This is a genomic window from Allobacillus salarius (assembly GCF_007559425.1).
In the GTDB taxonomy this organism is placed as follows: domain Bacteria; phylum Bacillota; class Bacilli; order Bacillales; family Alkalibacillaceae; genus Allobacillus; species Allobacillus salarius.
In genome coordinates this window covers 1-25,165 of sequence record NZ_VMHE01000019.1, presented here as the reverse complement: position 1 = coordinate 25,165, position 25,165 = coordinate 1, and the positions used below count along the sequence as shown (strand labels likewise).

The following is a 25,165-nucleotide window of genomic DNA, read 5'->3' as shown; positions in this document are numbered from 1 at the left end:
TATGAAAAGCTTCCACCCCGTTACTTACTAGTAGCACGTAGAAAGCTTTTGGCTGTCTCCTCCACATCAGATGAAGAAGCAATTGAAGAGATAACAGCCACCCCATCTGCACCTGCTTGAATGACTTGCTCAGCACTCTCAGGTGAAATGCCCCCAATTCCTACAATCGGTAAAGTAATCCCATGATCTCTAAAGCGCTTAATGATTTCTGTCCCTGCGACTTCTTCAGCATCGTCTTTAGAACGCGTCGGATAAATTGGACCTAGGCCTAAATAGTCCGCCCCATCTTTGATTGCTTGCTCTGCTTCTTCAATCGTGTGCGCGGAAACGCCTAAAATCTTATTGCTAAACTTTTCTCTTATTATAACCGCTGCCAAATCGTCCTGACCAACGTGAATGCCATCAGCATCTAACTCGATTGCTAATTCGAAATCATCATTTACGATGAAGGGAATATGGTTTTCCTGACATACTTTTTGCAGGCGTTCTGCCAATCTCACTTTCTCTTTTCCTGTAAGAGCACTCTCCCCTTTTTCTCTAAATTGAAATAGCGTAATCCCCCCTGCAATTGCTTCTTCAAGCACGTCAACCGGGTTCCTGCCATTACAGTTAGAACTCCCCATAATAAAATAAACGGGAAGTAACTCTTTGATTTGTTCTGTTCTTTTGTCTACCATATCAGAAACTCTTTACACCCCTTTTTTTATACGCCCAATGATTAGTAGGTCCATGTCCTTCGCCTATCCCTAATTCTGTTTCGATTGCTGCACGGATAAAATCTTTAGCTGTTAGTACCGCTTGCTTTATTTCAATTCCTTTTGCTAGTTCAGCTGTAATCGCAGCAGAAAACGTACAGCCTGTTCCATGTGTATGACGGGTGTCTATTCTTGGAGAAGTCATTTCAACGAATGTTTCACCATCAAAAAATAAGTCAACAACGTCATCTGCGCTTCCATGACCACCTTTCATCACAACCGACTTAGCGCCCATTTGAACGATGTCTTTAGCAGCTTTCTTCCGGTCTTCTACTGTATTTATTTTTCGATTCGTAATCATCTCTGCTTCAGGAATATTAGGTGTTACGACCGTCGATAGTGGAATTAGTGTATCGATCAATGCGTTAACAGCTTCATCTTGCAGTAGCTTTGCCCCACCTTTAGCAATCATAACTGGATCAATGACAACATTGTCCCATTGGTAATAATGAATTCGCTCACTAACAGCCTCTATGATCTCACTCGAAAATAACATTCCAGTTTTCAATGCGTTCGTTCCCATGTCATTTCCGATCGCATCAATTTGCTCAACAATGCCTTCTATTGGCACGGGATAGACTCCGTGAACTCCTAACGTATTCTGGGCTGTTACTGCAGTAATGATCGACATCCCATAAGCATCTAACTCCTGAAATGTTTTAAGGTCTGCCTGAATCCCTGCTCCGCCTCCACTATCTGAACCAGCGATCGTTAATGCTTTTGCGATAATCATAATCAAGCTCCTTTATTTTGTAATTCTCTCGATCTTACAAAGAACTTCATCATCTTCAGTAATTTTCGAAAGTTGATTTAAAAATTCAATTTGAAAACTTCCAGGTCCTCTATCTCCGACTAACTTTGCCGCTTTCTCTGCAGCAATTCCATAAAAGGAAATAGCCGAAGTTGCCGTTTCAAGAACATCGTTATTTACAGCAGCAAATGCACCGATCACTGAAGATAATAAACAACCACTTCCTGTCACTTTAGTTAGTAATGGAACGCCATTCATGACGCGATTTGTACCTTGATTATTTGAAATGACATCTACTTCACCAGTAATCACTACTGTACAGCCAAACAGTTCTGAAGCCTTCTTAGCTAATTGCGTGACGTCTCCCTCTCCTGAACGAGTATCGACACCTTTGATTTCCCATTGCTCACCGGTTAAATGAGCAATTTCAGCTGCGTTTCCTCTTAAAACAGTAACGTTTACTTCATCTAAAATCTGCTTTGCTTTTGCAGTGCGAAAACTCGTTGCACCTGCACCTACAGGGTCTAAAATGACAGGATGATCTTTTTCGTTTGCCGCTTTGCCAGCTTCGATCATGGCATCAACTGTTTCTGTCGTTAAAGTTCCTATATTCAAGATGACTGCCCCTGCAATCGAAGCCATTTCTGCTACCTCTTCAATCGCATTCGCCATCACTGGTGACGCGCCAACAGCTAACAATCCATTCGCCGTAAAATTCGTCACCACTTGATTCGTTATATTGTGAACTAACGGGTTCTGTTCTTGTACGACCTTTAAATTCGTATACATGCTCGATTCCCTCCAGTTTTAATCCATCACTAATCCGCCATCTACGACAAGGTTTTGTCCAGAGACTGCTCGTGCCCAAGGTGATGCGAAAAACAAAGCTGCATCCGCTAATTCCGCTGGTGTAGTTGCTTTTTGTAAAGGTGTGGTTGACTCAATAATTCCAAACACTTCCTCTGTGGTTACACTACTTGCATCCGTTTCTTTTAATAACCCACCAGAGACCATATTGACAGTAATACCATATTGACCTAATTCCTTCGCCATATTACGCGTAAATCCAATTAATGCCGCTTTACCCGTTGTATATTCGTGGTACGCAACGACTGGGTTTTGGACGAGATTCGTTCCAATGTTAATCACCCGACCAAACTGTTGGTCTTTCATGTCATTTAAGCATGCTTGTACCGTGTTTAAAGATGCTTTAATGCTTCCTTCAAACTGTGTATTGAAACCATCCCAGTCGAGTTCAAATGCATTCTTTTGAGCGACTGGATCGAAACGAAAATCTACCAATGCATTGTTGATAATGGTTGTAATCGGTGTATCAAAATGTTCTACAGCTTTATGAACCATTTGATTCACTTGCTCAGTATCACGAACATCCGCTTGTAGCGCAATAGCTTTTTCACCTAACGACGTTGATAGCCCCTCCGCTTTTTCTTTACTCTTAAAATAATTCACAACAACATTTGCACCTTGCTCAGCAAAAGCAATCGCTAGTTTAGCCCCCACCCCTCTACTTGCTCCAGTAATTAATACCGTTTGTTTGTTTAGCTCCATAATATTTACCTCCATATTTATGTATTAATAGGGAAAATAAAAAAACCAGATCACAAGGACCTGGTTTGGTAGTTAACATTTAAACTACTTCCCTACGCTGGCATGATCCAGATCAGGTCCTGAGGGTCAAAAAGTGTACCTTTTTTCTCAGCTTGAAACACAAGCTCCCCTAGTAGAAACAATTAAATTACTATTCTATTAATTTTATTCTATACTTAACCTTTAATAAACTCAACTATTTGAATAGCATGATAAAATCTCTCCAGTCACTCTTTCTCTTCTTTCATCGCTTTCACTACGCGGTCTTTTGGATCCCAGCAATTAAATTGGTATGTTGGTTTCGTATCAAAGCCTAGTCTTTTACAATAAACTCGTCTACTACCGTCCTCAAATCGATCAATCCGAAAATGTTTACATGTAGCACAGCAATGATATCGATTATTCATCCGGACACCTCCATGTTTACTGATTGTCATTGGTGTCAATGATTTATGGAGAACCCATTTAATAACGAGATTAAGTCGCTGTCCATTATTTTTTAATAAATCATCAACAAAATCAATAAACAACATTTGATTAAATCGTGAACATTCTATGACTCTATTATTTTATTTATAAATTTACTTTAATAGTTTTAAACTAAAAATTCACTATAAATGAATTTGTTATATTTCACAAATTAAAACATATTATTAACAGGACCTTAACACCTTTAGAAATCAGGATAAGGAGCGTGTTTTATTGTCACTTGAAGTCTTGTTTGCTGGAGAAAAGATGTGGAACGTACCTTTGTTAATAAGCTTACTAATTGTATCTATAGTATATGTATATACTTTAAAACAATTTGTAAAAACGTTTAATAAACAGCCAATTCTGTTTTTCGTTGGATTAATTGTATTATATTTTACGCTCGGTACTCCCTTAGCCGCCTTTAGCCATCTTTCATTTAGTTCGCATATGTTGCAAATGAGTGTTCTATACTTCATCATTCCGCCGCTCATATTATTTGGAATTCCAAACATTCTGTATCACCGAATGTTAGATATTTCTGTATTCAAGTTGATTAGAAGATTATTTTTACCACCTATCGTTTCTTTAATTATTTTTGCAGGTTTATTGTTTTTATACCATTTACCGACCACTCTACATATATTTTCTCTAAATCCAAGATTTCACGAGATATATCTCGTGTTACTATTTTTCCTATCATTGAGAATGTGGTGGCCATTTGTACTATCAGATCAGTCAAAAGAAGAAAAAAAAAAAAACGATATGCATTAATAAGCGGAATTCTAATAATGCCAGCTTGCATTATGTTTGTTATCAATGCAATGTTAGATAGTGTGCAAAATCCGTTTTTAAATCAGCTGATTGCAGATTTTTGTATCTCGCCTCAATTCAAAACAAGTTTACTCCCATCCATATTCAACACAAAATACGACCAAATTATTGCTGGAATCTTCATGTTAGGCGTTCATAAGTTAGGTATACTCATTTCCATTCGATTGGGAGTTAATGATAAAGATATAACAACAAGTGGTCATTTCTTTCACGAGCGTAAAAACTAATCATAAATTTCATTTGTACAAAGTAAGATTAAATTGAAATGGAAAATTAAAATAGGTGGTGTTTAGTTATGAAAAAGGTTATTTGTTTAGAAGTAACAGGAATGCACTGTCCTGATTGCCCGTCAAAAGTAGAAAGATCACTTTCCAAAATGGAAGGAATTGAGGAAGTAAAAATTGATTATGATACCGAAAGAGGTTCTGTAACTTTCGATAACAACTTAATTGGGGTGCCACAAATTATCAAAAGAATTAGCAAGATGGGGTTTCATGCAGAAGAAGTTCAAGTAAATATTCATTAAATAAAAACTCTTTTAATACTTATCTCTTTTGTTTTCTTATCTTTTACTATCTCACATAGAATCGCCTTGAAAACTCGTTCCTTTAGTGTGTGTAACCCCATATAAACATTTATATTTCCATTCTTTCTTATCGCCCAAAACATTAACTATTAATAGTATAGCTCGTGTGGAATTTAACATTAGATACCAATTACTATTTCATTAGGTTTAACTGCCTTTCCAGAGAAAGATAATCATCTTAAAATAACCATCGAAAGAGAAAATCAAGCTTTATATCAATCAAAAAGAAATAGCAGAATTTAACCGGCGATTTTTAAAGATGAATAAAATAAAGCTAACAGAGATAATCTGTTAGCTTTATTTATTGCTGTTAAATTAGATTTAACCTAGATTGGACTTTCTTGCGTTCACTATAGTATTAATTCATATAAACGGATACTAACTCAAAGCATCTATCTTTTGTAAGTGTTGCTTGTGTAGCTACATAATGCAAAGACTCCATAGAGCCACCGTCGTATGTTTGTGATTCTTCTTTCGCGGTTTCATCTCTGTATTTTATCCAGTTACGTTGTTCATCCCTTAATTGATCCGCCTGCTCTTTACTAAGTTCACCCATCAATACAGCGTAAATTTCGTTTAGCTGTTTATCCCAAACTTCATATCTATATGCTTCTTCCTTCTCCATGTCCAATGTTGTTATAGCTTCTGAATTCTCTCGCAATGTTTCCATCTCTTTTTCAATCTCATTAAGCTTACTAAGATATCTTTCTTTATCATCCGAAGATTTATCACTTACATTATTACTAGCGCTTAACTGATAGAGCTCATATGTACCGTCTTGGTATACTTTATAATAGCCTAAGTTTCCAGTCTTACCAGATGCACGCAACGATACGTCGACCAATTGAACCGTATAGTATGTACCATTATGATCACTTTCACTATCTTCGTTTGCGCCAAACGAAATATTATCATCTTTACCTTCTTTTAATTGTTGCTTTAAAAATTCAACAGCTTCTTCCCCACTACTAATTCGAATAGGTTTCTTGGTCTCCGTTGAATCTTCTTCTTTTATAGTAGGATCTTCATCTATTTCATTAGATTTATTGGATTCAACATTCATTGAGCTATTGGATTCATTTGCTATCTTAGTTTCGTCATTCACTTCTTTTTCACCATCAACCGAAGTACTTTCTTCATCAGCTGGTGTACATGCAGCCAATATAATAAACATTGAACTGAATACCATCAGTAAAAACTTTCTTTGATTATTCATAAAAGAACCCCTTCCATTATTATTAAATTAGTATCACATTTAGTAATAAGCATAGTTGTTATAAATCATGGGCACACTTTTCTACCTATTCATTATATCATCCACTCACTAGTACTTATATCTTTCTAGTTCGCTTTAAAATGAATGTATAAATCTTAACAACCACTAGAATATCTAAAAGCACCCATTTTACTTATTAATTGTTTAGCCATTTTATAAACTCACTTTTATAGTCATCTAATCTCATCTTCGTTTCTATGATAATAGTGCAAAATTCATTTCACTAATTAGACATACAAAAAAGCTCAAGAACATTAATTGTTCTTGAGCTTTTTTGTAAAAGTAAAAGATGTTTACTTTTTTCAAGTACCAGTGGTCGGGGTCGATAATGGTGTCAAAGTATTGATTTCTATAGGGTTTTAGAGATTACTGCGTAAATTATGCGTAAACTTACATTATAAGTACAGTAACTTTCTCATAAGAGCTTAATAAGGTGGTTCCTTTCATGAATCAGTTAGGAACTACCTTTTTATGGGTAATCGGAAAATAGTGTGGAAAGAGGGTTAAAAAGTACCCTCTTCCATAGCTTTAATCAGTGTGGAAAAATCAGCACCATAAATTTCTTCATACACCCATTCATAACCAGTTTGTGACCAATTTGGGAATTGATCTGGTAACATTTTTCCGAAAGTAACTTCAACTTCTTTGAATTTCTTTTTCTTTTTAACTTTACGATAGCCTTGAGTAAACAAAATCTTTGCTCTAAGGGCTTCAAAAGAGTAACCACGACCAACAGACCAACATGGTTCATTGTCTTAATTAAACGATTCAGGGACTCCGTATAAGCGTTTGTAATAGGAGAATCGAAGTAATTGAATATTTCTTCTTCCCAATTATTCATAGCCTTAATCAGATCTTCAAAATAAGTCATTAATTCTTTAGGTACATTTGAAAGCCAATTTTGATAGAGTTTATAAGCATTGTTGATTGATTCGGCTTCATAGATGTCAAAGAATTTCTCTTTAAGTTCATAAGTCTGCCCAAGCAGTGGAAAGTTTTGAGTCCATATTTGTAGCTTTATCTGGTCATCAAAGTCTATTAAGTCTTTACTCCTTGTAAGAAGCACATAACGATCTCTCATAAGTTGTCTGCGTTCTTTTGCTGACACATTTTGACGGTTAGCTTTTCGGATTTTCTCTAAGGCTTCATTGGCTAATTTAACGACATGGAATTTATCAATAACAATTTTGGCATGTGGTATCACTGTGTTAACAGCACTATTATATGGATTCCACATATCCATTGCTACAAGTTCAATTTTATCAATGTCTTGGAGCTTTGAAAGGTAACTGATAACAGTATCCTTATTACGTTTCCGTAAGATGTCAATTACTGACTTGTTTTCAACATCAGTGATGACACAACGATAGTTTTTAAGCAAATGGACTTCATCAATACCAAGCCATTTAGGAGTTCTAAAATCAGTTTGAGCTTCAAGCTCATCAACGTAGTCATTAAAAATGTTTCGTACAGTTTTCTCATCAACGCCAATCTCTTCTGCAACACTGGTAAACGTCTTTTCAAGGCTTGCTTCTTTAATCCAATTAATTAGCCTATTAGTAACAGAACGATTGACATCCATATCTGGCAAATTTTCAAAAAATGTTTCATTACATTCCCTACATTTATATCGTTGGCGATTGACATAAATACCAACACGTTTTGCATGCATTGACAGGTCGAAAAATAACTGTTGTTTCTTACCATGTTTATATAGGTTTGCAACGGTACCACACTTTGAACAATGCGAAGGAGATAGAGCAGTAGTCTCAACTAAGAATCTATAATCATATTCACTTTCTTTCATATCCAGAATATTAAAGTTTGGTAGATTAATCATATTGGTTAACATTAATACTATCCTTTACTAAATTATCGTTTCTAAATTGAAAAAAAAGGTATGTCAAATTTCTATTTGAATTTCAAAATTAATAAAACAAAAAAAGAATCCACTTTGAGAAAGGCTTGGTTCAAAAATGGATTCTTCCTAAAAATCATTTATACTTGTCTGTGAGGGAAAGAACCGTACAACTCTTTAGTAACACAATGTTTGATTACTTAATTAATTTGCTAAGACTAAAAATGTTACAAAAAAGATTGCATAAGATCCCATTAAACCAACTGATATTTTAGCTAACCTTGTTTTAATTGAAAAGGCTGGTATAATTCCAACTTTAAACATATTCACTATTAAAACAACAATCGCTAAGAAAAATGATAACATAGCGACTATCAACGCAATTTGTTCCAACAAAATAACCTCCCTTAACGATATCAATTTTGAAATAATAAGGACATTAATTAAGCTAATTAAAGCTAATACTTGACTCATACGAAATCCATAAATCTCCCTTTCTCTTAGTTCTATGTGCCAAGCATCAATTACGCCTAAAAGCAAGTCAAATATTGTTTTAAATGACATGTCTGTTTGTTTTATTACCTCAATTAACTCAGTGCCATACCGTCTTCTCCAGCTTTTAGGATACAGATAAATAAACCACTTCATGCTAAACCAAGCCTTTTCATACCAAGTGAGGTAACTTTTTGAATTTCTTTAATTTGCTCAGTTAAATATATTTGTCCTTCCTCTGTCAGCTTGTAAGGCTTTTTACGGTCTTGTGATTCAAGGACACTTATATACCCTGCTTTCTCTAAACGTGAAATTGCTCCGTATAATGTACCTGGGCCTAACTTGATGTCATAATTTTTTTCAATGTCGTCCATAATTGCATAGCCGTGACGTTTTTTTTCAGCAAGACTTATTAATATCAATAATGAAGGTTCCGAAAATCTGTTTTTCTTAACCACGTTCCCACTCCCTTCCAATAATTATTACGTTCAGTGTTATATCGTATAACGTAATAGTAAACTATATTTGAGATAATGTCAATAAAATAAATTAATTCGTGTTAAGTTATATCGTTAAAAGTATTTCCACACGATTATCCGATTTAGTATTATGTAAAAATTAAACTTTAATATGGGTTTTCCACACGATAATCCGAATACCCCTTTTTATTAAACCTTACTTTTAAAACTAGTATTACAATCCTACTATTAATAATACAATTTTTATCTAACAGCGTGATTTATTTCGGAAGAACCATATGTTTTTCTAACTGATCGATATATTCATATATGTTCTCAATCTTTTCGACAATTCTCTTTTGTTCATTTAGTGGGGGAAGAGCAATTAAGATTTTGTTTAAACTTGATTGATTCAATTTTGGTTGTGCGGTACCAGTAACATAAGGCTTCAAATCAATGCTATTGATATAAAACTCAAGGAATTTTAACATAGTAAATTCCATTGCATCTATAACATGAGCATGGTTGTTAACCCAATACTCTCCTTCTGCAATAAAAGCAATAGGAGTTTTCCTTCTTATTAAATTAGCCCCATCTTCTCCAATAAGCAATAATGATTCATTGAAAATATAATCATCTATTTTATCTATCACACCAGAAGCCCCGTAGTAATCATATTTACCGCTCCTACTTTCTCTTTCACTTTTGGAAAGCGGGACTCTCTCTCCGTCACGATTAAAGCTAACATCCCCAAACCTCACCCAACTCCAATTCTCTGGAATGTCATACGGGATTTCATCTTCCTCAATCCGCGGCAAGGCTTTCTGTTTCTTTATTTTCTTCTCTTTAATTAATTGTTCCCTTTCTTCCCCAATCTTCTCAAGCAATTTCTCAGCAGGTTCGTCACTCTCATCTTGTTCGACAAGCAACCCTCTCATCGCATCATCTAATACCTTGTTGCGCAAGACGGATAGATGGTTCTGTTGTTTTGTTACTTCTTCTTCCCATTTGTCACATAGGCTAAATAGGGATTTTATCTTTTCAGCGATACGGAACTGTTCTTGGATAGGCGGGAGTGGAAAGAGCCTTTTTTCCATATTCGCTTTAGTTACATGAATCATAGTACTTCCAGTTGTAACATCTTTTATATCTATAACATCTTTTAAAAGTAAAAAGTATAAAAATTGTTTACTTACACCGCCAAAGATATTCACTTTCCAAATATGGTAATGATAGATCACTTTCCCTCCATTCCATATTTTTGGACCAAAAGATGCCGACCATGCGTATAGCAAGTCCCCATTATCACAATACTTATCATCACTGAGTTCTAAATCAGAATAGTACCAGCTATTATTCGTAAAGAAGTTCCCCACTCTTAAAACTGGTGTTCTACCTTCTCCTTCATCAAGTAGTTCATGCTTTTTATACGCCCTACCATTTAAAAGTTCCGCCACTTCTCCCAACCTCACCCACTGCCAACCTTTAGGCAATTCATATGGGATTTCATCTTCCTCTATCGGCTGCATTGGTTTTTGTTTCTTTATCTTCTTCTCTTTTATAAGTTTTTCCTTCTCTTCTTTTATCTGCTCAAGCAATATCTCCACAGGCTCATCATTTGGATCTTGTTCGACTAATTCGCCACGCATTGCTTGTTCCAGTATCTTTTGCTTAATGGTTTCAATCGTTACAGACATTCATGCACCTCCTCTTACTTCAACTCATCTTCCAAGGCTTCCATAATCCCAAACACTTCTTCTTGTGATGTCTGTAATTCCTTAATAATTTCCAAAGCTGATTTTTGATTCACTTCTCCATCTTCGGCATTCGGATTCTTAATGTTTAAGTTGTAATTACGCTTTTTGATTTCTTCGATGGATACTTTCCACGCATGTTCATTTTCTTCACGGTCATGCCACCACTGTTTCGCTATGTCAAACTCCTGTTTCTTCAACGGTCTTGTCTTTGAATAACGTGCATAACCTTCGGGAAGTGGATGTTCAAAGTACCACACTTCTTTTGTTGGACCCGTTTTGTCAAAGAACAACAAATTCGTCTCAATCGAAGTGTAAGGTGAGAATACGCCTTCAGGCATACGGACAATGGTATGTAGATTAAACTCTTCTAGGAGCTTTTCCTTAATCGCCAACTTCGCTCGGTCATCACCAAAGAGAAAACTGTTCGGAAGTACGATTCCCACTCTTCCATCTTTTTTGAGTCGATATAAGATCATGGCCATGAATAGATCCGCTGTTTCGGATGACTGCAATGCTGTTGGGAAGTTAATCTGAATGGATTTTTCCTCAGTTCCCCCGTATGGTGGATTCATGATGATGACATCTGCTTTTTCATCATCGTTAAAATCACGCACATTTTTCGTCAAGGAGTTATCATGGAGAATGTTCGGCTCATCAATGTCATGTAAAATCATATTCGTTATGGCCAATAGATAAGGCAATGGCTTCTTCTCCACACCAATTAAGTTTCGTTGTACAGTATCCTGGTCTTCTGGTGTTTTGATTTGATCTTCCATATGCTCCAGAGCTGAAGTTAAAAACCCTCCTGTACCACTAGCGTAATCGGCAATCGTCTCCCCGACTTGTGGGTCAACCATCTCTACGATGAATTCTGTTAATGGTCTTGGTGTATAGAATTCACCTGCTGAACCTGCACTTTGTAAGTCTTTTAGGATTTTCTCATAAATGTCATTAAACGCATGACGTTCATCATTCTCCGTGAAATCCACTTCATTCAGTACGTTAATGACTTGTCGCAATAATGTTCCGCTTTTCATATAGTTGTTCGCATCTTCAAAGACATACTTCACTATTGCTTTTCGTTTCTCTGTCAGCTCGTCAATTTCTAATTCCTTTAACGTTGGGAACAACACCGTATCGACAAAATCAGATAAATCATCACCTGTAAGAGCTTCACCGTCTTTGTGATCAATCGCCCAATTCCTCCAGCGGCACTCTTCAGGGATAATTGATTCATAATCATCTTCTGCAAATTCCCAGAATTCTTCTTTTGAATCATACACTTTCAAAAACAACATCCAAACGAGCTGGGCAATCCGCTGAGCATCGCCATCCACCCCAGCATCTTGACGCATAATGTTCTGGATACGTTTAATCATATTTTGAATGGTCATATGTAGCCTCCTCTATACCAATTAATTTAAGTATTTACTATTCCTCTTTCCTATGAAGTCAACAACTAAATCATATCATTATTGCGGCTTTAATAGCAGGTTAAAAAAAGAGAGAAGAGGAAATGATCTCTCTCCTCTCTTCGCGTGTATTATGCATATAAATGTTCCTCAACTTCCTCTACGGCTTTTAGGTATCCTTCTTTACCACCGAACTCTTTTGCAATTTTCATTGGATTACCAAACTCATCGAAAGGTTCCAACTTCAACACACGAATATCTCTGAAATCAAATCGTCCTTCGTCTTTATATTTGTCCAGCAGGGTTTCTAACACTTGCTTAGCAGTATCCGAATACTTGGATAGATAATCTTCTTGTTTCGCTTGTCTCGCTCTTTCTGAACGAGTCAGTGGTTTTTGGTCGAAGGCAATGTGAAGAATCAAATCAAATTCATCCAAATCCTTGCCGACTTCTTCTCTTAAAGCATCCAGTAGCACGCCTTGTTCTTTCAATGCCTCAATAATAGCTTCTTTTCTCGCCTCATTCTGCCAATGGTTAATGAACTCGTCCAAAGTGGCATATTCTTTGAGAATCCCTCTTTTGGAATAGTCTCTTAGGCTTTCTGTAATGAGCTTTCCGCCTTCGTCATAATATTGAACCCGTTGATTAACGACTTTCACGCCAACATCATCAAGGTAATATTTTGGTTTTCGGTTGTCTCCATGACCGTCATCCCACCCATCATCTGGTGGTTCATTTCCTCCAGGTCCACCCCAACCTTCTGGATCTTCACCAGTTAGATCATCTTCGTCATCTGGAGGAACAATATCATCACCTTCACCTGGCTCATAAATCTGTACAGGGTCCCCATCAAAGTTTGGATCTGCGAACAAACGAGATACATTTCTAAAGTCCATGATGGTGAAGTATTCTTTTCCATAATCAGGTTTCAGGCGAGTTCCCCGACCAATAATCTGTTTGAATTCAGTCATACTATTGATATGACTATCCAACACGATTAACTTGCACGTTTTAATATTTACACCTGTTGTAAGCAACTTTGAGGTAGTCACAATTGTTGGATAGTTACTGTCTTCATCAGCAAAGTTATCTAGTTGGTCTTTTCCCTCTTGGTTGTCACCTGTAATTCTCAAAACATACCGAGGGTTTTCAGCAATCATATCACTATTCTCTTTTGCTAGAGCATGTCTCATTCGTTCTGCATGGTCAATATCCACACAAAACACAATGGTTTTAGCAAAACGGTCTGTTTTTTTCAAAAACTCTGTTACTTTTTTAGCCACCAATTCAGTTCGTTTTTCTAGAACTAAATTTTTATCAAAGTCTGTAAGGTAGAATTCTCTGTCTTCCACTAATTCTCCATACTTATCCAGCTTACCTTGCTCTGGACGATAACCCTCTAAGTCACGATCTAATCCAACACGAATCACTTTATAAGGAGCCAAGAAGCCATCATCGATTCCCTGTCTTAGAGAATATGTATAAATCGGTTTTCCAAAGTAGTGAATGTTGCTTACTTCATCTGTCTCGGCTGGTGTTGCTGTAAGTCCGATTTGTATAGATGAAGAAAAATACTCAAGTATTCTCCGCCATCTTGATTCTTCTCTGGCAGAACCTCTATGACACTCATCAACGACAATTAAATCAAAGAAATCTGGAGAAAACTCTTTAAAATTCTCCATTTCATCACCATTGCCAGATAGCTGATGATACAGGGATAAATAAATTTGATAGGAACTATCCATGTGCCTATTTTCAATCTTCGTCATGACATCTCCAAACGGTTTGAAATCATCTTGTTTCGTCTGATCGACCAAGATATTTCGGTCTGCTAAGAATAATACCTTTTTCGCAGTTTTCGATTTCCATAGACGGTGAATAATTTGAAACGCCGTGTATGTCTTCCCCGTACCTGTTGCCATAACCAAAAGAAGTCTGTTCTGACCTTTAGCGATTGCTTCGATTGTTCGGTTAATGGCGACCCGTTGATAATAACGAGGTGTTTTGTCACCTTCTGCAAAGTAATACGGTTCACTAATCAACTCTTCTTGCTTGTCTGTAATTCCTTTTTCTTGCTTATATCGCTGCCATAACACCTCAGGAGTTGGGAACTCATCAAGTCTTAACTCCCGTTCTTTTCCCGTAATCATGTCTCTTTCAATAAACCCATCTCCATTTGATGAGTAAACGAATGGAATATCAAGTATATCTCCATACTCAATGGCTTGTTGCAACCCACCGCCAATGGGTTTCTTGTTATCTTTTGCCTCGATAATCGCAAGTGGGTGTTGTGGTTTGTATGAAAGTATGTAGTCTGCCCGTTTCTTTTTACCTCTGGCGGTGAGGTTACCTCGAACAATCACTCGTCCATCCGTAAATGTATGTTCTTCACGAATCTGTCTGTTGATGTCCCAACCCGATTTTTCTAAAGCGGGAGTAATGAATTTAGTGCAAATATCCCTTTCTGTCATATCTTTTTTATTCACTCAGAATCACTCCTTGGAATAATTAGAATCTGTAACCCCAATTCAGGACCGTAATCCCACATTTTTAGGTATGCATATGTATTTTCAGGCAAAATAAATGTTCGTTCTTCCAAAGGTTTAATAGGAAGATCACTTCCTTCACACCCTCGTATAAATGTACCTGGATGGATTGTTACCTTTCTCTCCGTATCGTTAAAATATGTAAATTTCATAACTCATCCTCCAATAACAGAAGAGTTTTTATTAGAATAAAAAAATAAATTATGTACAACTCCATTATATCAGCAAATTACAGCATTTGCCATTAGTCAAAACAGGTTTGGTCTGTCTCTTCGGAGTACCTAAAATGGAGTTTATCCTTAATAAGGCTTGCTTTTTTGTCTACAAATAAACCCATTTACATAAGTTCCATCAAGATAGTTTTCGTTAAGGATGGTTTCTGTTATTTTTATACTGATATCATTTTTTAACGAGGATTTATATGGGTTATGTTTATCCAAGTTTTAAGCAAAAAACTGATATAACTATTGAGTGACAGGATTTTATCTGGAGGTACAAGACTATAAAGTAACACCTGAATTTTCGATATATCAAATGGAAATTTATATACTATTAGCTATTTGAAGAAATTGATTAAATAATAATTAAGGGTTAGACCCTCTAAGTCTATTGAATTGTTGTTAAACATAAACTTCAAAAATTAAGGCTATGTTAATGTTTATTGGCAATATAAGATAAAAAAAATAGAGCTTCCACTTTCGGAAGTTCTATTTAATAATATTGTCTTCTTCAACCAATGCACACTGTTGGAACTATTCTATATTTTATATAAGAATTAGATAGACAAAAGTTTTCTATTAAGCAAAACCCTCCCGTTAGCTTAATTATTTGTTCTATATTCGTTTGTCTTACTGTCTATGTAATACAATAAGGCTCTTGATAGATTGATTATAAAATTTGCCTCATACTCCTCTATGATGTCATCATTCGGATGAGAAAAAACATGTTTATTTCTAATGTCACTCATGTTCTCAAGAAACTTGCCTATAGCGTTGACAGTTTTATTGATAGGTCGTTGATGTTTTTTAATATCAATGTTGAAACTTGGGTGTTCCATCTTGAATTTTCCCCACATATCCTGAATCTTAACATACTGGTCTTCAAAAGTAATATTTTGTTCATCACATAATTCTTTCATGTAGCCGTGTAGTGCTGTATGAACTCGATCAACGGCACTACTATAGGAATGATTTGCAATCAAGATATCAGCTTGGAGCAATACCTCATTTACAAATTCGATGTCATGTTTTAGGTTGCCTTGGTCAATTATTTCTCCCTTTAGCTGTGTAATCCACTGGGTTATTTCCCCATGCAATCTTTCTTTACTCTTATAATCTATAGGTGTAATGAATCCTTCTTGAAGTTTATCTTCAAATTTATTCAATGGATACTTTTGAAGGACTCCTGAAAGTATCTTTGACTGATTTCTTGAATCAGATTCTGACAATATTTTAATAAAGCGTTCTCTTGTAGTTCCGTTATATTCATTTGGGTTTATGTCCAACCCACAGTATGCAGGATAGAACTCAGCGTGAGTTGAATATGAAAAATCTCCTAAATATCCCCCTCTCACACCAATATAAGAAACGACGCTATTTACTTCTACTCTCCCTAATTTCCACATATCGGTACTCCTATCAACTTTTTATTTTAAATAGCCAAATTCTTATTACAAAAAAATAAACACCCCTGAGTTTTCACGGCTCGGGTGTCTACTTCTTGTAAACCCTTGTGCTAATCCCTTTTGAGAAATCCAAATTTATTGATTGAAAGCAGAATCGTCACCACCCGACCTGTCTTTCCTGGACCTCTTGATTTTATTATATCCTAATTAAGTTTGGAATACTAACCCCATAAAGATATTCGTAATGTTAATGGCTTAATTCATTGTTGTTGGAAAAACAACCACTTTACTTAAGTCATTTGCTCTACCCTACCTCACCAAGTCCATTAATGAATTTTTTCTTGATTACGAAATAAATTAACGTCTTAACTGACTCCGCAGGTATTTCCACTTATTAATACCTGTCATTAACCAGAATCCTCGGTACATGGTTAAAGACAAACTCCTTAGTCTATAATCCACAATTTAAATAAATTAATTCTAAAGATAACTTTTGTGGGACTAAACATAACAAATGTAGGACGAAAGATAACTTTTGTAGGACTGACAGAGCTAAAAACACTGTAATAGATGGCATTTTATTGACTATTAGCATGAAATTTGAGCTGAACAAAAGATAATTCTAAAAAAGTTCCTAATTATGTGGTTTTTTTAAAAATCCATCCCATAAATGTTATAGTACATACTATAAATGTTATGCTTCATTCCTATCTATAACTAACATCATCCTACAAACGTTATGTGTCAGTCTATCGATAACACCATCCTTTAAACGTTATGTTTCGATCAAGCCATAAATAATAGTTAATATGAGCATAAAAAAACTGTACTCGATATGAGAACAAGTGTTTAAGTTTATCCAACATCATATTGCTTAAGTTGTTATACACTGATTCCACAACTTAATTCAAGCAGTGGTAATCAATGAAGTTGTTTAAACAACTTTATCAATTGTTATTATTAGTTCATTTTCTTATCTGATAATAACCATAAAAAATAATCCCCCATGCACAGTAGCAGCGTGGTGAGGGATTACTTTCCTAAAAGCCACCGACCCCTCTTGATGGGATTCAGTAGTCTTCCAAGACTGCCCATGTCAAAACATAGACAATCTATGTATACTATCGTACCAAGTAATGGATATAAATCAATTGAAAAGGTAAAATAAAGCAAAATAGACACCCCTGAGTTTGACGGCTCGGGTGTCTACTTTTGTAACCCTTGTGCTAATCCCTTTTGAGGGAAGCCAAGTCTATAGCTTGAAAGGCAGATCCGTCACCACACGGTTCTGTCTTCTTTATACTTTATGGTTTTATTATATGTTATTCTCCATTGAAATACCAAATGATATCCAAATGAAGATTTTGCTCATTGGGTTTCATGACTAATTTGCTGTCTAAATACTCGCTTCTAATTCTTAAACTGACTGAATCGTATCTAGAAGTTCTATTAATTCTGCTGCTGCCATTTCTTTTGTATACATTTCATCTTCGACGAGCTGCAGGGCAATATTTAATATTCCTGCTTTAACAACAAGTTTGTCATATTCTTGCCTCATTATGTCGATCTTAAAATCCAAATACTCCACTTCCTTCCGACTTTTATGTCAATAACTAAAGTAATGTTGTTGGTTTCCCAACAACTTTACTTTAGTTTTAACATCTCTATCCAGTTGCATTTCCTATCCAGTTTTCAGCTTAAACTCCTAGCCTTTTCTTCGGTACTTCTCTAAGTCATCCTCACTTAATCCGAACATTTCTATCATTCTTTTCACGACAGTGTAAGAAGGTTCCTTTCGTAACCCTTTCTCTAATCTGAATACATAGGAAGAGCTACATCCAACTTCAGTTGCAATTTTTTCATAAGTGAATCCGTTTTTTGATTTCTCTACCTTTATTAACTTTGCAATATCTAAATCCATTACTACTATCCCCTTTTCAATACTGATACCAGATCAGTTCCTATTTTTTTGTTCTATCTATTCTAGTATGAAATCAGAGGTTTCATAACTTAATAAAATTGCAAGTTAAAGTATCTGATATCTATAGATTGATGAATGTGCTAAAACGCTATTTTTTATATTTCGATATTCTTTTCCTAAACTCGCCTAGAATTTCGTTTGATCTATACCCGTCAAGAATAATATGTTCTAAAACTTTTTCTGATAAAATGTATGGGCTTTCAAGACCTTGCTGTACTAAATGATGGTGCATCGCTTCATTTCTTTCCACTAACCTTCTTTGTTTGTTTGATAAAGATACTCTAGCTAATTTTAGGTCAGCCCGTCTTTTTCGGTGGTTCCTTGTCTATGATTCTCACCTCCTTATAAGACACGTCAGTCATTATTAGATATTAAGTAAATTACATAAACAAAACTCTTATATCCTCCTCACTCAGTTATAGTTATTCAAGTAATTAACTAGTATAAAAATATGAAAAAATTAAAGGGGGAATCAATATGGGTCAACAACGACTTATGAAAATGGAACCAATGGAACGAGTTGTTTATGTGAACACATTGTTACAAAAAGAAACAAGTAATCATTTGAAAAATGTAGCCAAAAATCTAGGAATGTCACCATCTACTTTTAGCAAAATTATGCGAGAGGGAAATTTCCAGTATCATCAAGTAGACAAGATGTATTATAAACTAGTTCCTCTTCAAGAATACAAAAAAATGAAACCAAACTCCTCATCTCACACAGATGACCTGATGGATTTTTTGACTGAGAACATTGATGAACTCAAAAGAATTATAGAATTTTCAAGTAAACAGCCTATAATCGAACCTGAGGTTTATGATCCTAAAGCAAAATCGGTGATTAAGAGTGTTCAAGTTAATTCTGATATTTATTCTCGCTTTCAGAATTTAGCTACAAGATTTCCACATCTTCGTCTTAACACACTAATCAGTCAGTGTTTTCTTGACTTTATTCGAAAATATGAAGAGTAAACCCTCCAGACAAGGAGGGTTTTTTCCATTAGCATAGTTGCTTCAAGCCATCATAATCAACTCCTATCTCCAAATAATTTTCATCTAGAATAACTGAATTAAAAGGCACATACCAAGCAAGTGAATCACCTTCCAGAGATGGTTTTATTACCTTTCCTGAAAAATCATCCAAGAAATTATTTAATTCATTAGGAGAAATAAAATTGTCAATATCATCTCGTTTTATCACTAATATTTGGTTTTGATTCTCTTCAGTTAAGTTTCTATAAGAGAAGAACTTTGAAATAAACTGCTTTTCTTTAGTGTCGAAATTACCTCTATTCACCATCATTTTAATCATATTTTCAAATGATTCTCTGTTAACCATATTCTCACCCCCTTCTAATCTAAACCATTGATTATAGTCAATGGGAACAAAAAAAGACCTGTCCCTCAAATTAGAGGAAGGTCTTTTTCTTGAATACAATTTATTAATAATAATAACATCTAATACTATCATTGCTCTCAACCTTTATAAGAAAGTGTATAATTTTAGAGAGAATAAATTTAATCTTTACCAATAATTATACATAATAGATTAATAATTTCAACATGACACAAGCGTTATTCGGCATCTCGTTTTATACAGTTAAGTAAACAACATTGTTGATATTGGCACATTTATAATCGAGGCATTTTAAACAAAAAGACGCCTTCACAAATATGAACTGCGTCTTTTTTTTACCCATTTAATGGTTTGTATTGTTGATTTCACGAAGCTGGTCTCATCAAAAACTAAAGGGATTTTTGAAAAACGAAGGAAAGTCTTTTCGATTCTTTGGAATTAAAATTGGGTTGATCCCGAGAGAGGATAATTCTTTCAGATAGTTTCGGTATGTGGCTGGAGAAAGATGGTTTTTAGGAGTGTCCAAAGAACCTCGAGATATTGATATCATGAAATCTTCCAACCTCTCTTTCTTAACTTTTGAAAAATTACTTAATTTTAATTTTTGTCTGACTAAATTAATTTTACAATAATCTCCCGAATGCATAATAGGTACTACATGAGATTGGAAGTACTCACGACGTAAAGCATCTGAGAAATAATTTGATAGTTTCTTGCCAAATAGTATTTCGTCTTGTCTTTTTTTAGAATTTAAGTGGCCATTTCTAAGTCTTAATTCCACTCTAACCATGTTCTGATAGTTAGAAATAGGTTCGTTTTTTGCTTTTCTCTCCAACTCCTTGTTATATACAAAAAGCTCACTGCTTGCGTTTTTATGATATTGACTTGAAGTAAAGCGATAAGGTATTCCGTTTTCATCTTTCATCCAACGGATTTTTGTTTTTTGACGGTATTTGTTTGTTTGCTTTTCAATTAAATGGAACAACAATTCGCTTTCAGCTTCATTATTCAAATACACATCATGTTTATAATCAATTCGAGTCAATACATGTGATTCAAATGAAACGTGCATGCCAAATGAATGATTTATCATATCTTGTATTCTTTCATGGATCAATTGATAATCTTTTTCTTCAATATTGTTTCTGGTTAAGAGTTTAACTAAGTCTACCTTGAGCGATAAGTAATAACTTCTTTTATGTTTCTCTCTTAACGTTGTAAACTTGATTCCATCGAACAAATGAATTATTTTTTGATTAATCGATTTAACTACCGATTTTACGTTACTCATTGAATTACCCGATAATCCGTAAGTGGTAAGCAATTGATTAATAGCACAATCATCAACTTCAAGATAAAACTCAAACGAGTGAATCATATTTAGCATCTCCCTTTTCTTGGCTACGGGAAGCTACAAACACTGTAATACCAAGGGTTTATAGTGTTAATGTTATTCCCAAACCAACTTATTTATTATGTGGTCGTTCACACATTTTTGTGTGATAGGGGATACTATTACTATAATAATTTGTTTATAACTGCTTAGTGGTTCTACCATAATCAGATAACATTTATCTATTAATGGTTTAGTGAAAAGACTTGATAATAGCTTTATAATCAAAAGCGTTATTCTACATTCAGTACCTTGACAGTTTTTTACTATGAATATTAATCCTCTTTATATTAAAAAACATTTTTTAGAGCTCGAACCAAATAACTTTGATTAATTTAAAAATCGATTATATGATAGATACATAACACTTCAGTTCTAAAAATTGGCCATATCTACTTCTAATGTGAGATGGTCAATCCCTCATTTTATTCCTTCTAAATCCACGCAGGAGGTTTCAACTATGATTATATTAAACCCCTACATGTTTCATTCCATCACAAACTCCCTAAATCCCCAATTCAACTTCATTAATCAACCAGTAAGCAATCAAACCTATTCCTCATACGCTACTGAAAAGGTGGTGAATCCATAATGAGTACTGATTACCCTCAGTATTATCCACCACAACAACTCTGCGTAAATATTCAGATTCCTATTCCTGATGACTCCGTAATGATTTCAAAAGTTGAACTACAAGAATTAAAACAAGCACAGTTAAAAGGTGTTTATTGGACAATGAAAGATCTTGAATCTCGAATAAATAGAAAAAATGAATGGATTAAAGAAAATATACTTTATCCTTCGAAATTCAGAAAATTACTTGACGTCAATAATGGCGGGTTTGTCTACTATCCAAAGACAAAAGGACAGTCCTGGTCTTTTCATGCTGGAAAAATGGCAGATTTTCTTGATAGTAATTTTCAGAACATATTTGCAGAAGTAAATAATGTAGCATGATCCCAAGACTCAAAATAAAAACAATTCATGTATAATTAAAGGTGACATCATTAAAGACCCATAAGATCACCTTTATAAGAGAGGTGGTTATTTATGGCATACATTCGGAAAAGAGGAAAAAAATACGAGGCTTCAGTAAGCAATTTTGTTGGCGGTAAATCCAAACCTATAAGGAGGTCTTTTAATTCTAAAACTGAAGCAAAAGTATGGGCTGCTGAAATTGAGGTTCAAAAAGCAAAAGGAACTTATCAACTTTTTGAGAAGAAGTCTTTTGACGATTATTTTGAAAACTGGATTGAATTATACAAAGAACCAATTGTTAGTCCAACAACACTGAAACATTATGACTACACCTTAAACGCAATTAAAACTCATTTCTCGAATATCCCTATTCAAGATATTAGAAGGCAACAATATCAAAAATTCTTAAATGAATTCGGACAAGGGAAGGCAAAGGAAACAGTAGCAAAAGTCCATGGTCATATTAGATCTTGCGTTAGAGATGCAATAGAAGATCGATTAATTCAAATCGATTTCACTCGAAAAACAACACCAATTTGGACTATTGAAGCCAAAAAGTCAAACGAGAAACATTTAAGTTATAAAGAGAGTGAAAAACTATTGAAATCCATTTGGAATAACATTAATGCTGGATTAGGATATTCACTATTGCTCTTAATTCTTACATCAGGAATGAGATTTGGAGAAGTCGTTGGTTTAACTCGAAAGGACTTTGACTTCCAAAATAACACGATTAACATTAACAAGTCTTGGGGATATAAAAAAGATTCACCTTCAGGATTTGGACCAACAAAAAATGAACAATCTAATCGAACTATCAAGGTTGACAAACTAACAATGGAACATTTTAAAAATCTATTTCAAAAAACTGAATCAAATATACATGATTTAGTTTTTTTCAGTCCAGAGTCAAAGTACAAGGTTATTAGTAACACCAATGCTAATAAACTACTAAAAAAATTGTTATTAGAATTAGATATAAAGCCAATAACAATTCATGGTCTAAGACACACTCACGCAAGCGTCCTACTTTTCAAAAAAGCATCCATTCATTATGTTTCTGAAAGACTTGGACATAGTGATATTGAGACTACTCTAAAAGAATACACACATGTTCTAAAAGAATTACGATTACAAGACGAGAGACTAACAGTACAAACTTTTGAAAATATGGCTGTATAAAAAAAGTGCGTAAAGTAATGCGTAAAGTAATGCGTAAAGTGCTAACGGAACATATCTTGTCTTATCGTATTCTCAAGAACAAAAAAAGAGCCCCTAAACCCTATTATATAAGGCTTAGGAGCTCGACCCCTTACTTCTATCTTATTGAAACTTAATATTGGTATACCAGTGGTCGGGATCGAACCGACACTCCCGATGAAGGGAACGGGATTTTGAGTCCCGCGCGTCTGCCAATTCCGCCACACTGGCATGTAATAAAACGGCAGCGTTCTATAATTAAAACGGTTGTAACTGAGAGGCGGCAACCGGATTTGAACCGGTGATAAAGGTTTTGCAGACCTCTGCCTTACCACTTGGCTATGCCGCCATGGAGCGGAAGACGGGATTCGAACCCGCGACCCCCACCTTGGCAAGGTGGTGTTCTACCACTGAACTACTTCCGCAAAATGGCTGGGCTACCAGGATTCGAACCTGGGAGTGACGGGACCAAAACCCGTTGCCTTACCGCTTGGCTATAGCCCAAAGATTGAGGGCGACCGGTGGGAATCGAACCCACGAATGCCGGAGCCACAATCCGGTGCGTTAACCACTTCGCCACGACCGCCATATTAAAATGGCAGGGGTAGTAGGAATCGAACCCACATCAAAGGTTTTGGAGACCTTCGTTTTACCATTAAACTATACCCCTATTTATAAAAATGGTGGAGGGGGAGAGATTCGAACTCCCGAACCCTGAGGGAGCGGATTTACAGTCCGCCGCGTTTAGCCACTTCGCTACCCCTCCAAATAAAATGGTGGCTTGGGACGGAATCGAACCGCCGACACAAGGATTTTCAGTCCTTTGCTCTACCGACTGAGCTACCAAGCCATAAAGATATTTTATTTAAATGGCGGTCCGGACGGGACTCGAACCCGCGACCTCCTGCGTGACAGGCAGGCATTCTAACCAACTGAACTACCGGACCATTTAAGATTATGTAACTAGCTGTTGTAAATAATTTGGTTGCACCCTACGGGTACTCCCTATTTCATTTTGCTTCGAGGTCAATTCGACGTAGAAGCGATGATTAAATTGGTTGCACTCTTCGAGTACTCCATATTTCATCTTGCTTTGAGGTCAATTCGACGTAGAAGCGATGATTAAATTGGTTGCGGGGACAGGATTTGAACCTGCGACCTCCGGGTTATGAGCCCGACGAGCTGCCTGACTGCTCCACCCCGCGATATGATTGAAATTTAATAATGGTGACCCGTACGGGATTCGAACCCGTGTTACCGCCGTGAAAGGGCGGTGTCTTAACCACTTGACCAACGGGCCATATAAGTAATATGGCGGAGAGCGAGGGATTCGAACCCTCGAGACCGTGGTAACGGTCTACACGATTTCCAATCGTGCTCCTTCGGCCAACTCGGACAGCTCTCCATATAATATGGCTCCAGCGGCAGGATTCGAACCTGCGACCAATTGGTTAACAGCCAACTGCTCTACCACTGAGCTACGCTGGAATGTTGTTAAAAAGCTTGATATTAATTATGCTTCCCGAGTTGCTAGGAGTATTGATCAACATGCCCGGCAGCGTCCTACTCTTGCAGGGGAAAAACCCCAACTACCATCGGCGCTAGAGAGCTTAACTTCTGTGTTCGGAATGGGAACAGGTGTGACCTCTCTGCTATCGCCACCGGATATGTGATTGATTAACTAGCGACAAACTATATTATATTAACCTTCAGCCAAAAAAGCAAGTAGAAAATCAATACAATTTGAAATTATGTACCTTCAAAACTAGATAAGAAGCAATACATCATCAAGTAAGTTAAGTCCTCGACCGATTAGTATCCGTCAGCTTCA

At 35.8% G+C, this 25,165-nt stretch carries 24 protein-coding genes, 13 tRNA genes, 1 rRNA gene and 1 riboswitch; of the genes, 6 read left to right on the top strand and 32 right to left on the bottom strand.

Going from position 1 to position 25,165, the window contains the following annotated elements; all coding sequences use genetic code 11:
• Nucleotides 1-20 precede the first annotated feature (20 nt).
• The 5 genes from thiE to FPQ13_RS09945 all read right to left on the bottom strand — a co-directional run bounded on the left by thiE (nucleotide 21) and on the right by FPQ13_RS09945 (nucleotide 3,521).
• On the bottom strand, nucleotides 21-677 hold the full coding sequence (thiE, locus tag FPQ13_RS09965; RefSeq protein WP_144089181.1) for a thiamine phosphate synthase: 657 nt from the start codon (nucleotides 675-677) through the stop codon (nucleotides 21-23).
• A gap of 1 nt (nucleotide 678) precedes the next feature.
• A complete protein-coding gene (gene thiD, locus FPQ13_RS09960) occupies nucleotides 679-1,488 on the bottom strand; it encodes a bifunctional hydroxymethylpyrimidine kinase/phosphomethylpyrimidine kinase (protein ID WP_186279645.1) in 810 nt (269 codons plus the stop codon).
• A 12-nt stretch (nucleotides 1,489-1,500) separates the two neighbouring features.
• On the bottom strand, nucleotides 1,501-2,295 hold the full coding sequence (gene thiM, locus FPQ13_RS09955) for a hydroxyethylthiazole kinase (RefSeq protein ID WP_144089180.1): 795 nt from the start codon (nucleotides 2,293-2,295) through the stop codon (nucleotides 1,501-1,503).
• An 18-nt stretch (nucleotides 2,296-2,313) separates the two neighbouring features.
• The gene (locus FPQ13_RS09950) at nucleotides 2,314-3,075 is read right to left on the bottom strand and encodes a 3-oxoacyl-ACP reductase (protein ID WP_144089179.1); all 762 of its coding nucleotides are present in this window, start codon (nucleotides 3,073-3,075) and stop codon (nucleotides 2,314-2,316) included.
• 72 nt (nucleotides 3,076-3,147) lie between these two features.
• A riboswitch (TPP riboswitch) is annotated at nucleotides 3,148-3,256 on the bottom strand.
• An 85-nt stretch (nucleotides 3,257-3,341) separates the two neighbouring features.
• Nucleotides 3,342-3,521, bottom strand: coding sequence for a hypothetical protein (locus FPQ13_RS09945; protein ID WP_144089200.1), 180 nt, complete (start codon nucleotides 3,519-3,521; stop codon nucleotides 3,342-3,344).
• A 328-nt stretch (nucleotides 3,522-3,849) separates the two neighbouring features.
• On the opposite strand from FPQ13_RS09945, the gene FPQ13_RS14000 reads away from it, so the two are divergent.
• The 3 genes from FPQ13_RS14000 to FPQ13_RS09930 all read left to right on the top strand — a co-directional run bounded on the left by FPQ13_RS14000 (nucleotide 3,850) and on the right by FPQ13_RS09930 (nucleotide 4,942).
• Nucleotides 3,850-4,356: a cytochrome c oxidase assembly protein gene (locus tag FPQ13_RS14000; protein WP_377863235.1), complete on the top strand. Its 507-nt coding sequence runs from the start codon at nucleotides 3,850-3,852 to the stop codon at nucleotides 4,354-4,356.
• Nucleotides 4,357-4,373: 17 nt separating this feature from the next.
• A complete protein-coding gene (locus FPQ13_RS09935) occupies nucleotides 4,374-4,643 on the top strand; it encodes a hypothetical protein (RefSeq protein WP_144089177.1) in 270 nt (89 codons plus the stop codon).
• 68 nt (nucleotides 4,644-4,711) lie between these two features.
• The gene (locus tag FPQ13_RS09930; protein WP_144089176.1) at nucleotides 4,712-4,942 is read left to right on the top strand and encodes a heavy-metal-associated domain-containing protein; all 231 of its coding nucleotides are present in this window, start codon (nucleotides 4,712-4,714) and stop codon (nucleotides 4,940-4,942) included.
• 418 nt (nucleotides 4,943-5,360) lie between these two features.
• On the opposite strand, the gene FPQ13_RS09925 is transcribed toward FPQ13_RS09930, so the two are convergent.
• From FPQ13_RS09925 to FPQ13_RS09880, 11 genes are all read right to left on the bottom strand, one after another.
• Nucleotides 5,361-6,218, bottom strand: a complete 858-nt coding sequence (locus tag FPQ13_RS09925) for a lysozyme inhibitor LprI family protein (protein ID WP_144089175.1) — start codon at nucleotides 6,216-6,218, stop codon at nucleotides 5,361-5,363.
• Nucleotides 6,219-6,810: 592 nt separating this feature from the next.
• Complete coding sequence (locus tag FPQ13_RS09920) at nucleotides 6,811-8,130, bottom strand: ISL3 family transposase (protein WP_246065472.1); 1,320 nt, start codon at nucleotides 8,128-8,130, stop codon at nucleotides 6,811-6,813.
• Nucleotides 8,131-8,340: 210 nt separating this feature from the next.
• Nucleotides 8,341-8,784, bottom strand: coding sequence for a hypothetical protein (locus tag FPQ13_RS09915; RefSeq protein ID WP_144089174.1), 444 nt, complete (start codon nucleotides 8,782-8,784; stop codon nucleotides 8,341-8,343).
• On the bottom strand, nucleotides 8,781-9,086 hold the full coding sequence (locus FPQ13_RS09910; RefSeq protein WP_144089173.1) for a PadR family transcriptional regulator: 306 nt from the start codon (nucleotides 9,084-9,086) through the stop codon (nucleotides 8,781-8,783). Before FPQ13_RS09910 ends, FPQ13_RS09915 begins: the two co-directional genes overlap by 4 nt.
• 281 nt (nucleotides 9,087-9,367) lie before the next feature.
• Nucleotides 9,368-10,783, bottom strand: a complete 1,416-nt coding sequence (locus FPQ13_RS13655; RefSeq protein ID WP_144089172.1) for a restriction endonuclease subunit S — start codon at nucleotides 10,781-10,783, stop codon at nucleotides 9,368-9,370.
• A 14-nt stretch (nucleotides 10,784-10,797) separates the two neighbouring features.
• On the bottom strand, nucleotides 10,798-12,237 hold the full coding sequence (locus FPQ13_RS09900; RefSeq protein ID WP_144089171.1) for a class I SAM-dependent DNA methyltransferase: 1,440 nt from the start codon (nucleotides 12,235-12,237) through the stop codon (nucleotides 10,798-10,800).
• 149 nt (nucleotides 12,238-12,386) lie between these two features.
• A complete protein-coding gene (hsdR, locus tag FPQ13_RS09895; RefSeq protein WP_144089170.1) occupies nucleotides 12,387-14,741 on the bottom strand; it encodes an EcoAI/FtnUII family type I restriction enzme subunit R in 2,355 nt (784 codons plus the stop codon).
• Nucleotides 14,738-14,953, bottom strand: a complete 216-nt coding sequence (locus tag FPQ13_RS09890) for a hypothetical protein (protein ID WP_144089169.1) — start codon at nucleotides 14,951-14,953, stop codon at nucleotides 14,738-14,740. Before FPQ13_RS09890 ends, hsdR begins: the two co-directional genes overlap by 4 nt.
• A 668-nt stretch (nucleotides 14,954-15,621) precedes the next feature.
• Nucleotides 15,622-16,425: an abortive infection family protein gene (locus FPQ13_RS09885; protein ID WP_144089168.1), complete on the bottom strand. Its 804-nt coding sequence runs from the start codon at nucleotides 16,423-16,425 to the stop codon at nucleotides 15,622-15,624.
• 1,417 nt (nucleotides 16,426-17,842) lie between these two features.
• A complete protein-coding gene (locus FPQ13_RS13515) occupies nucleotides 17,843-18,004 on the bottom strand; it encodes a hypothetical protein (RefSeq protein WP_186279644.1) in 162 nt (53 codons plus the stop codon).
• 126 nt (nucleotides 18,005-18,130) lie between these two features.
• Nucleotides 18,131-18,346, bottom strand: coding sequence for a helix-turn-helix domain-containing protein (locus FPQ13_RS09880; RefSeq protein WP_144089167.1), 216 nt, complete (start codon nucleotides 18,344-18,346; stop codon nucleotides 18,131-18,133).
• A 537-nt stretch (nucleotides 18,347-18,883) separates the two neighbouring features.
• Between FPQ13_RS09880 and FPQ13_RS09875 the strand changes: the two genes are divergently transcribed.
• Entirely contained in the window at nucleotides 18,884-19,378 is a 495-nt protein-coding gene (locus tag FPQ13_RS09875) for a phage antirepressor KilAC domain-containing protein (protein WP_144089166.1), read from the top strand.
• Nucleotides 19,379-19,406: 28 nt separating this feature from the next.
• Here FPQ13_RS09875 and FPQ13_RS09870 read toward each other — a convergent pair whose 3' ends face one another.
• Together FPQ13_RS09870 and FPQ13_RS09865 are read right to left on the bottom strand one after the other, a co-directional pair.
• Nucleotides 19,407-19,745: a hypothetical protein gene (locus FPQ13_RS09870; protein WP_144089165.1), complete on the bottom strand. Its 339-nt coding sequence runs from the start codon at nucleotides 19,743-19,745 to the stop codon at nucleotides 19,407-19,409.
• A gap of 400 nt (nucleotides 19,746-20,145) precedes the next feature.
• Nucleotides 20,146-21,141: a phage/plasmid replication domain-containing protein gene (locus tag FPQ13_RS09865; RefSeq protein ID WP_144089164.1), complete on the bottom strand. Its 996-nt coding sequence runs from the start codon at nucleotides 21,139-21,141 to the stop codon at nucleotides 20,146-20,148.
• A gap of 606 nt (nucleotides 21,142-21,747) precedes the next feature.
• On the opposite strand from FPQ13_RS09865, the gene FPQ13_RS09860 reads away from it, so the two are divergent.
• Together FPQ13_RS09860 and FPQ13_RS09855 are read left to right on the top strand one after the other, a co-directional pair.
• Nucleotides 21,748-22,113, top strand: coding sequence for a DUF771 domain-containing protein (locus FPQ13_RS09860; RefSeq protein WP_144089163.1), 366 nt, complete (start codon nucleotides 21,748-21,750; stop codon nucleotides 22,111-22,113).
• Between the two features lie 93 nt (nucleotides 22,114-22,206).
• On the top strand, nucleotides 22,207-23,316 hold the full coding sequence (locus tag FPQ13_RS09855) for a tyrosine-type recombinase/integrase (RefSeq protein WP_144089162.1): 1,110 nt from the start codon (nucleotides 22,207-22,209) through the stop codon (nucleotides 23,314-23,316).
• A gap of 163 nt (nucleotides 23,317-23,479) precedes the next feature.
• Here FPQ13_RS09855 and FPQ13_RS09850 read toward each other — a convergent pair.
• From FPQ13_RS09850 to rrf, 14 genes are all read right to left on the bottom strand, one after another.
• A tRNA-Leu gene (locus FPQ13_RS09850) sits at nucleotides 23,480-23,565 on the bottom strand.
• 47 nt (nucleotides 23,566-23,612) lie between these two features.
• A tRNA-Cys gene (locus tag FPQ13_RS09845) sits at nucleotides 23,613-23,683 on the bottom strand.
• Nucleotide 23,684: 1 nt separating this feature from the next.
• Nucleotides 23,685-23,759, bottom strand: a tRNA-Gly gene (locus tag FPQ13_RS09840).
• 4 nt (nucleotides 23,760-23,763) lie between these two features.
• A tRNA-Gln gene (locus FPQ13_RS09835) sits at nucleotides 23,764-23,838 on the bottom strand.
• Between the two features lie 9 nt (nucleotides 23,839-23,847).
• Nucleotides 23,848-23,920 (bottom strand) — tRNA-His (locus FPQ13_RS09830).
• A gap of 10 nt (nucleotides 23,921-23,930) precedes the next feature.
• Nucleotides 23,931-24,004: transfer RNA gene (locus tag FPQ13_RS09825), tRNA-Trp, on the bottom strand.
• A gap of 11 nt (nucleotides 24,005-24,015) precedes the next feature.
• Nucleotides 24,016-24,100: transfer RNA gene (locus FPQ13_RS09820), tRNA-Tyr, on the bottom strand.
• Nucleotides 24,101-24,108: 8 nt separating this feature from the next.
• A tRNA-Phe gene (locus tag FPQ13_RS09815) sits at nucleotides 24,109-24,184 on the bottom strand.
• Nucleotides 24,185-24,204: 20 nt separating this feature from the next.
• Nucleotides 24,205-24,281 (bottom strand) — tRNA-Asp (locus tag FPQ13_RS09810).
• A 181-nt stretch (nucleotides 24,282-24,462) separates the two neighbouring features.
• A tRNA-Met gene (locus FPQ13_RS09805) sits at nucleotides 24,463-24,539 on the bottom strand.
• Nucleotides 24,540-24,559: 20 nt separating this feature from the next.
• A tRNA-Glu gene (locus FPQ13_RS09800) sits at nucleotides 24,560-24,634 on the bottom strand.
• Between the two features lie 12 nt (nucleotides 24,635-24,646).
• Nucleotides 24,647-24,739, bottom strand: a tRNA-Ser gene (locus FPQ13_RS09795).
• A gap of 8 nt (nucleotides 24,740-24,747) precedes the next feature.
• A tRNA-Asn gene (locus FPQ13_RS09790) sits at nucleotides 24,748-24,822 on the bottom strand.
• Nucleotides 24,823-24,884: 62 nt separating this feature from the next.
• A 5S ribosomal RNA gene (rrf, locus tag FPQ13_RS09785) occupies nucleotides 24,885-25,000 on the bottom strand.
• Between the last annotated feature and the right edge of the window lie 165 nt (nucleotides 25,001-25,165).